Origin of the sequence: uncultured Gemmiger sp. (assembly GCA_944388105.1) — a bacterium.
Taxonomy (GTDB): domain Bacteria; phylum Bacillota; class Clostridia; order Oscillospirales; family Ruminococcaceae; genus Gemmiger.
Genome location: CALXHN010000104.1, coordinates 1 through 6,871, shown reverse-complemented (window position 1 = coordinate 6,871; position 6,871 = coordinate 1). Strand labels below are relative to the sequence as shown.

Genomic DNA, 6,871 nt, shown 5'->3' with positions numbered 1-6,871 from the left:
GTGCTGCGCTTGAAACGGCGCAGGGCGCTCTCCAGGGATTCGCCCTCCTTGACACGGATCTCCGACATCTTTATCCCTCCCTTGGTCTTTAGACAGGAGTTTGCCGGTCAAAAATTTCTAATCAACCAGTAAACAAAAGTATACTATATGGAAAGGCCGCCTGTCAACCACGTTTTCGCCGCTTCGGCGAAATTCGCACAAAGTTTACAAATTAAATAAGATCCACAGCCCGCCGTACAGCACCGGCTGGTGCAGCATGTAGACAAGCAGGCTGTGCCGCCCCGCAAAACACAGGGGACGCAGCACCGCCGGGGCCCTGCCTTTGGGCAGGGGCAGCTGCATGCGCCCCACAAAATACCCGCACAGGAACAAAAACAGCCAGGGCAGCAGGGGGAAATAATCGGCGGAGGAAAATCTTGTCAGGTCCGGCAGGCCCAGCCAGAACAGATTGGCCCGGTAAAGGGATGCCGGCAGCGGGCACAGGTGCCAGCCCTCCAACCCCAGATACCCCGAAGGCAGCTGGTTGGTGAGGCAAAACACCGCCGCCGACTCCAGCAGCCCCGGCAGGGGCGGCACTTTTTCCAGCAGCGGCCGGACGGCGCAGCAGAGCAGGATGGCACACCCCACCAGATGCAGCACCCCGAACCAGATGGCCTCCGCGGGCAGAAAGACCACCGTCACGGCGGTGAGCACCAGCGCACACCCGGCCACAAGAAGCCCGTTTTTCACCGGGCGGCGGGAAAGGTTGAAACTGTACCCCGCCAGCAGAAGAAAACTCCAGCAGATGTACTGCTGCCACACATGGCAGCCGGGGGAGAAGATATCGTACCAGGAGGACTTCTGCCCGAAGACATACACCCAGTCATACATGCCGTGGTACACCACCATGTTCACCATGGCCAGCCCCCGCAGCCCGTCCAGGGGCCACAGCCGGACGGCGGACGGTTTTTTCACCCCGCACCCCTCCTTTGTCTGTGGCAACAGTGTAACACAGCAAGGCCAAAAAACGCAAGGGGACCGGTTGCAAACCGACGAATTTTGCGGTACAATCTTTGTGGAAATTGACAAAGAATACCACCCGCGCCTTCCGGGGCGCGGACACCCGCAAGGAGGCAGCATCATGCAGGACATCCGCCTGATCGCGCTGGATTTGGACGGCACGGTCTTTGACGACCAGAAACACATCAGCCCCCGCACCCTGGCAGCCATCCGCGCCGCCCTGGACGCAGGCATCGACGTGATCCCCGCCACCGGGCGGTCGGTGACCGGCGTGCCCAAAGAATTCCTGCATATGCCGGGGGTGCGCTACGCCCTGACTTCCAACGGGGCCAGCGTGGTGGAACTGGCCACCGGCAAGGCCATTGTGACCCTGCCCTTTGAGACCGACATGGCCCTGCAGCTGCTGGAAGTGGTGCAGAAGTTTCCCTGCTCCCTGAGCCTGTTCGTGAACGGGGAATGCTACACCGACCCCGCCAGCGCCGCCCGGGTGGAAGCCTGCTGCCCGCCGGAACTGCTGTCCTATGTGCGGGACAGCCGGGTGGTGGTGGAGGACCTGGCCGGTCTCATCCGCAGCCGCCCCGGCGAGGTGGAAAAGTTCAGCATCATGTATGAGAACACCCAGGTCCGGGACGCCGCCCGGGAGGCCGTGCTGGCCGTATGCCCCGATGTGGACGCCACCAGCAGCGTGAAGGACAACCTGGAACTGAACGCCCCCGGTGTGAACAAGGGCCGGGGCCTCATGGCCCTGGCCGAGACCCTGGGCCTGCGCAAAGACCAGGTGATGGCCTGCGGGGACAGCGGCAACGACCTGGAAATGATCCGGATGGCCGGACTGGGCGTGGCCATGGCCAACGCTTTTCCCGAAGTGAAGGCCGCGGCCGACGTCATCACCCTGGACAACAACCACGACGGGGTGGCCGCCGCCATCGAGACCTATGCCCTGGGGCATCCGGTGGTGTAAAAGGCTTGCCTTTTCGGGATTTGTCGCATACAATGTAAAATAGAAATTTATGTGCAAATCTATGTGCAAGTTTTTACGCACAAAATCAATCCAAAGAAGGTGAAAGACTTATGGCGTATAATCTTCTCGTCGGGCAGTCGGGCGGACCGACCGCCGTCATCAACTCCAGTCTGGCCGGCGTGTTTGAGAGCGCCCGCGCGTTCGGCGCGCCCCATGTGTACGGCATGCAGTATGGCATTGAAGGTCTTCTGGAAGGCCGCATCGTGGACCTGAACGACCAGCTGGGCGATAAAATGGCCATCGAACTGCTCAAACGTACCCCCTCCAGTTTCCTGGGCAGCTGCCGCCACAAGCTTCCGGATTTTGCCGTGAACGACAAGCCCTACAAGACCCTCTTCGAGCTGTTCAAACAGTATTCCATCGGAGCGGTGCTGTACATCGGCGGCAACGATTCCATGGACACCATCGCCAAGCTGGCGGCCTACGGTGCCGCCGTCAACAGCGAGATCCGGTTCATCGGGGTGCCCAAGACCATCGACAACGACCTGATGGGCACCGACCACACCCCGGGCTACGGCAGCGCGGCCAAGTACATTGCCACCATCCTGAAGGAGGTCATCTGCGATTCCGGCGTCTACGACCTGCGCAGCGTGACGGTGGCCGAGATCATGGGCCGCCACACCGGCTGGCTGGCCGGGGCCGCCTCTCTGGCGGCGGGCAGCGACAGCGCCGGACCGGACATCATCCTGCTGCCCGAGCGCACCTTTGACGAGGAAGTGTTCCTGAAGCGGGTGGCCGCCCTGACCGCCGACAAGAAAAACGTCATCATCGCCGCCAGCGAGGGCGTGAAGAACAAGGACGGGGTCTTCCTGTGCGACCTGGTGAGCACCGCCGGTCAGCTGGATGCCTTCGGCCACAAGGCCATTCTGTCCGGCACCAGCCGGTATCTGGCCGACCTGATCCGGGTGCGGCTGGGCTGCAAGACCCGGGCCATCGAGTTCTCCACCCTGCAGCGGTGTGCCTCTCATCTGGCCAGCCGCACCGACATCACCGAGGCCTACCAGGTGGGCGGCGCCGCGGTGGAGGCCGCCTTTGCGGGCCAGACCGGCAAGATGTGCGGCATCGTGCGGCTGTCCGACACGCCCTACCGCACCGAGACCACCACGGTGGACGTGGCCGCCGTGGCCAACCAGGAAAAGTGCGTGCCCGCCGACTGGATCACCCCCGACGGCATGCATGTGAACGAAAAATTCGAGACCTACGCCCGCCCGCTGATCCAGGCGGAGCTGACGCCTATCTATATCAACGGCGTGCCCCAGCACATTCACCTGCAGGGCTGATTGGTCTTTTCCACGGACGTCTGAACTTTCGCACGGGCAGAGAGCGCCCCCAGGGCCTTTTCTGTCCGTGCGTTTTTTTGGTATGGGAGAGATTTGTTATGGGTAACCCCTCCGTGCGGGCCCGCAACGTGGGCTTTGCGGCGTTTTTCCTCAGCGGCATCTGTGCCATCAGCAGCGGCGTCATCGTCAGTCTGCTGCAGCAGCGGTATGGTCTGGCCTACGGCATCTCCGGGTCCCTGATCTCGGTGATGAGCGTGGGCAACCTGGTGGCGGGATTCCTGGCCGGGGTCCTGCCCGGACGTCTGGGCCTGAAAACCACCACCCTGATCCTGGGCACCGGATACACCCTGGGCTATGCCCTGATGGGGGTATCGGGGCAGGTATGGCTTCTTACCGCCGCCTTTGCCCTGGTGGGTCTGGCCAAGGGCGGGTCCATCAACGCCTGCACCATCCTGGTGGGCGACAACGTCCCCGACCGCACCCGGGGCATGAACACCATGCACAGCTGCTACGCCTGCGGCGCGCTGCTCTGCCCCTTTGTGGCGGCGGGCGCGGCGGCGGCCTTCGGGGTGAATGGCCCCACGGCCGTGCTGGCGGTGTGCGGCGCCGCGCTGTTCCTGGCCTTTGCCATGGCCCCCGCCTCCCTGACCGGGCGCAGGCAGGGCGCCGCCCGCCCGGACTGGAGTTTCTGCCGCAGCCCCAAGTTCTGGCTGCTCACGGCCCTGCTCTTCTGCCAGAACGGCGCCGAGACCAGCGTCACCGGCTGGCTGGTGACCTACTTCAAGGACCAGGGGATCCTGAGCGGCACCGTCAGCCCCTACACCGTGACCCTGCTGTGGGGCGCCACCATGGCGGGGCGGCTGTATCTGGCCTTTGTGCATCCGCCCAGGAACCCTTACCGGGCCATGATCTTCATGGGGCTGGGCTGCACCGTCTTTTACGGCGGGCTGATGCTGGCCCGCACCCAGGTGCCGGCTTTGCTGCTGCTGTTTTTGTTTGCCCTGTCCATTGCGGGCATGAACCCCACCGCCGTGGCCTGCGCCGGCCGGATGACCAGCGTGACCAGCATGGGGGTCATGCTGCCGGTGGCGGGGCTGGGTGCCATCCTCATGCCCTGGATCATCGGGCTGGTGGCCGACACTGCCGGACTGCTGCCCGGTATGGCCTGCAACGTCATCCCCTGCGCCGGGATGCTGCTGTTTGCCGCCCTGGTGGGCCGGGAAGCGGCAAAAGAAAAGGCGTGATCCCTTCCGACATACAAAACACCCCGTTTCCGGGTCCGCTTATGCGGCAGACCGGAAACGGGGTGTTTGTTTGTATGGTTGTTTACTCCCAGGCGTCGGGGCAGGACACCGCCACCCGGATGTAGGCACAGTCGTACTCGCCGTATTCCTCCTCCGGGTAGGTGTAGTAGTCGGTGCTGACGGTCACGCCGTCGGCTTCCTCCTGCCAGGAATAGGTATTTTCATAAGGGTAGACCCCGGGCATTTTGTCTGTAAACTCGGCGGGCAGCAGTTCGGGGGCGAAGAGGTCGCCGCTCTTGGTGGGGATCTCAATGTTCCGCAGCACTTCCCTGCCCTGTTCCAGCTGGGTGCGGGCCCGGTCCAGATTTTCTTCCAGGCTTTTCTCGATATCCACCCCCACGATATAGTCCACTTCGATGAGCTGGCCGTGGTTGTCCACCACCGCCGACAGCTTCACGTCCTCGGGGCCGATGAACACCTCTTCCCCGCCCTGGAGATACCCGGAAACGGTATACCCGTACTCGGCGTAAAAGTCGCTGGGGTCGCTGTACCACACGTCGGTGCAGCCCCCGTCCTCCAGGGTCTCGGCCACCGATTCCAGTCCGGCCGTGGCCAGCTCTTTGTTTTCCTCGATGGTCCGGGCGCCGGCCCGGTACCGGGGCAGAAACACCGACAGCAGCACCGCCGCCGGCAGCAGGATCACCCCCACCGACACCGCCCGCACCGGCGGGGTGGGCATCTCCCAGAAATGGGCCACCGTACCGGGGGGCAGGTCCGGTCCGGCGCCGGGGGCAAAGGGTCCGGCCTGGATGGTGCGGGCGCACAGGTCCAGCCATTCGGGGTCCAGGTCACGGCGGCGGGCCAGCACCAGGCAGACGACCGCCCACGTTCCCAGGAGCACCGCCATGACAAAGCCCAGCACCGTACCGGGCAGGTAGGCGTCCCGCTGGCGGAAAAAGACCGCATCTGCGGCGGGCAGGGCCACGCTGAGCACCAGCAGCAGAACACAGGAAACCATGCCGTCCCGGGCCAGCAGGGGCAGCAGGGTGTACTTCTGCACTAAGAATTGGTCACGGGGTTCCGGCATGGGGGTCCTCCTTTCCGGGTTGGGCGGGGGATTGTGCGGCCGCAGCAGGCGCCGGGGCTTTTTGTACCATCAGCCGGAGCAGACCGCCGATGGCCGCCGCCCCCGCCGGGGCAAAGGCGAAATTCCACAGCATGGGAATCAGATGGGGGTGGGGTTCACAGTGGGCGGGGGCCAGGACCATCCAGCTGATGGGGGCCGCCAGACCCAGCAGGAAGAGGGCCGCCAACCCGGCATAAGCCGGGGGCAGGGCGCGGCGGCGGACCGCCAGCACCACCGCCGCCAGCACAAAGAAGGCGGCGCAGATGCCCAGCCACACCGGCGGGGTGATGCCCACCGGGCCCAGCTGCAGCACGGCTTCCCCCTGCACAAAGTACCGGTCCAGCATGGCCGCCGCGGTGGCGGTGCCGCCGGTGGTATGGCGCAGGGCCGCCGACACCACGTTGTCCCAGGCGCCGGCCCAGGTGCCGAAATACAGGTAACTCTGCACCAGCCAGACGGCCAGGGCCGCCGCCACCCCGGCCAGGGCGGCAAAGCCGGTGCGGACCATGCGGAAAAACCAGCCCCGGGCGGGGCGTTTCTGGCCCAGGGCCAGCACCCAGCAGAGGAAGAGGGGCACTTCCGCCAGGATGAGGAAGGCGGAGATGAACTCAAACCCGCACATGCACCGGACGCACACGGCGGCAAAGACCAGGAAATAGGCCCAGGAAGGGGTGGTATGCCGCTTTTTGGTGGCGGCGCAGAGGATGAGCCCCGCCAGAGCGGGGAGCAGCCAGGTCCACAGGCACCAGTACAGGTCCTTCATCCCCCGCTGCACCCAGGGGGAGAGCAGCACCGCCGCCATCCAGCCCATGGCCGCCGGGGCGCCGAAGGTCCGCCACAGCCCGATGCACAGGCAGAGGGACACGGCGTAGAACAAAATACTGTTGGCGGCGTAGAGCATCCGTTCCCGGGCTTCGCCGTTGTCCTGCCAGACCGAGAACACCTTGTTGAGCACCCCGAACCCCAGCCCCTGCAGCCCCGACTGGTGGGTGTAGCTCAGGTACTGGTCGGGGGTGACGGGGGTGTTTTCCCGGTAGAGGTAGCGGTTCTGGGTATCGCCGAACTGGCCGGTGTAGCTGCCCAGGAACCCGCCGGGGGCGCTCTGGTCCTGCTGCATCTGCAGAATGCGGGCAAAGACCAGGGACTGGGAGTAATCGTCCCAGAAGCCGGTGCGGAAGGTATCCTGGTTGTGCATCAGAAA

Annotated in this window: 7 protein-coding genes; 3 read left to right on the top strand and 4 right to left on the bottom strand. The window is 64.5% G+C overall.

The window, feature by feature from the left end:
* Together rpsU and Q0K17_RS09725 are read right to left on the bottom strand one after the other, a co-directional pair.
* A partial coding sequence (gene rpsU / locus Q0K17_RS09730) for a 30S ribosomal protein S21 (RefSeq protein WP_294542637.1) occupies positions 1 to 68 on the bottom strand: 68 nt, incomplete at its 3' end.
* A gap of 136 nt (positions 69 to 204) precedes the next feature.
* Complete coding sequence (locus Q0K17_RS09725) at positions 205 to 954, bottom strand: heparan-alpha-glucosaminide N-acetyltransferase domain-containing protein (RefSeq protein WP_294542634.1); 750 nt, start codon at positions 952 to 954, stop codon at positions 205 to 207.
* 166 nt (positions 955 to 1,120) lie between these two features.
* Here Q0K17_RS09725 and Q0K17_RS09720 point away from each other — a divergent pair, with 166 nt between their 5' ends.
* From Q0K17_RS09720 to Q0K17_RS09710, 3 genes are all read left to right on the top strand, one after another.
* On the top strand, positions 1,121 to 1,960 hold the full coding sequence (locus Q0K17_RS09720; RefSeq protein ID WP_294542632.1) for a Cof-type HAD-IIB family hydrolase: 840 nt from the start codon (positions 1,121 to 1,123) through the stop codon (positions 1,958 to 1,960).
* A gap of 110 nt (positions 1,961 to 2,070) precedes the next feature.
* A complete protein-coding gene (locus tag Q0K17_RS09715; protein ID WP_294542630.1) occupies positions 2,071 to 3,300 on the top strand; it encodes a 6-phosphofructokinase in 1,230 nt (409 codons plus the stop codon).
* A gap of 98 nt (positions 3,301 to 3,398) precedes the next feature.
* A complete protein-coding gene (locus Q0K17_RS09710; RefSeq protein ID WP_294542628.1) occupies positions 3,399 to 4,544 on the top strand; it encodes an MFS transporter in 1,146 nt (381 codons plus the stop codon).
* Between the two features lie 82 nt (positions 4,545 to 4,626).
* Here the strand turns inward: Q0K17_RS09710 and Q0K17_RS09705 are convergent, their stop codons facing one another.
* Together Q0K17_RS09705 and Q0K17_RS09700 are read right to left on the bottom strand one after the other, a co-directional pair.
* Positions 4,627 to 5,631, bottom strand: a complete 1,005-nt coding sequence (locus Q0K17_RS09705; protein WP_294542627.1) for a hypothetical protein — start codon at positions 5,629 to 5,631, stop codon at positions 4,627 to 4,629.
* On the bottom strand, positions 5,615 to 6,871 hold a 1,257-nt coding region (locus tag Q0K17_RS09700; protein ID WP_294542626.1), incomplete at its 5' end, for a hypothetical protein. The genes Q0K17_RS09705 and Q0K17_RS09700, both read right to left, overlap by 17 nt.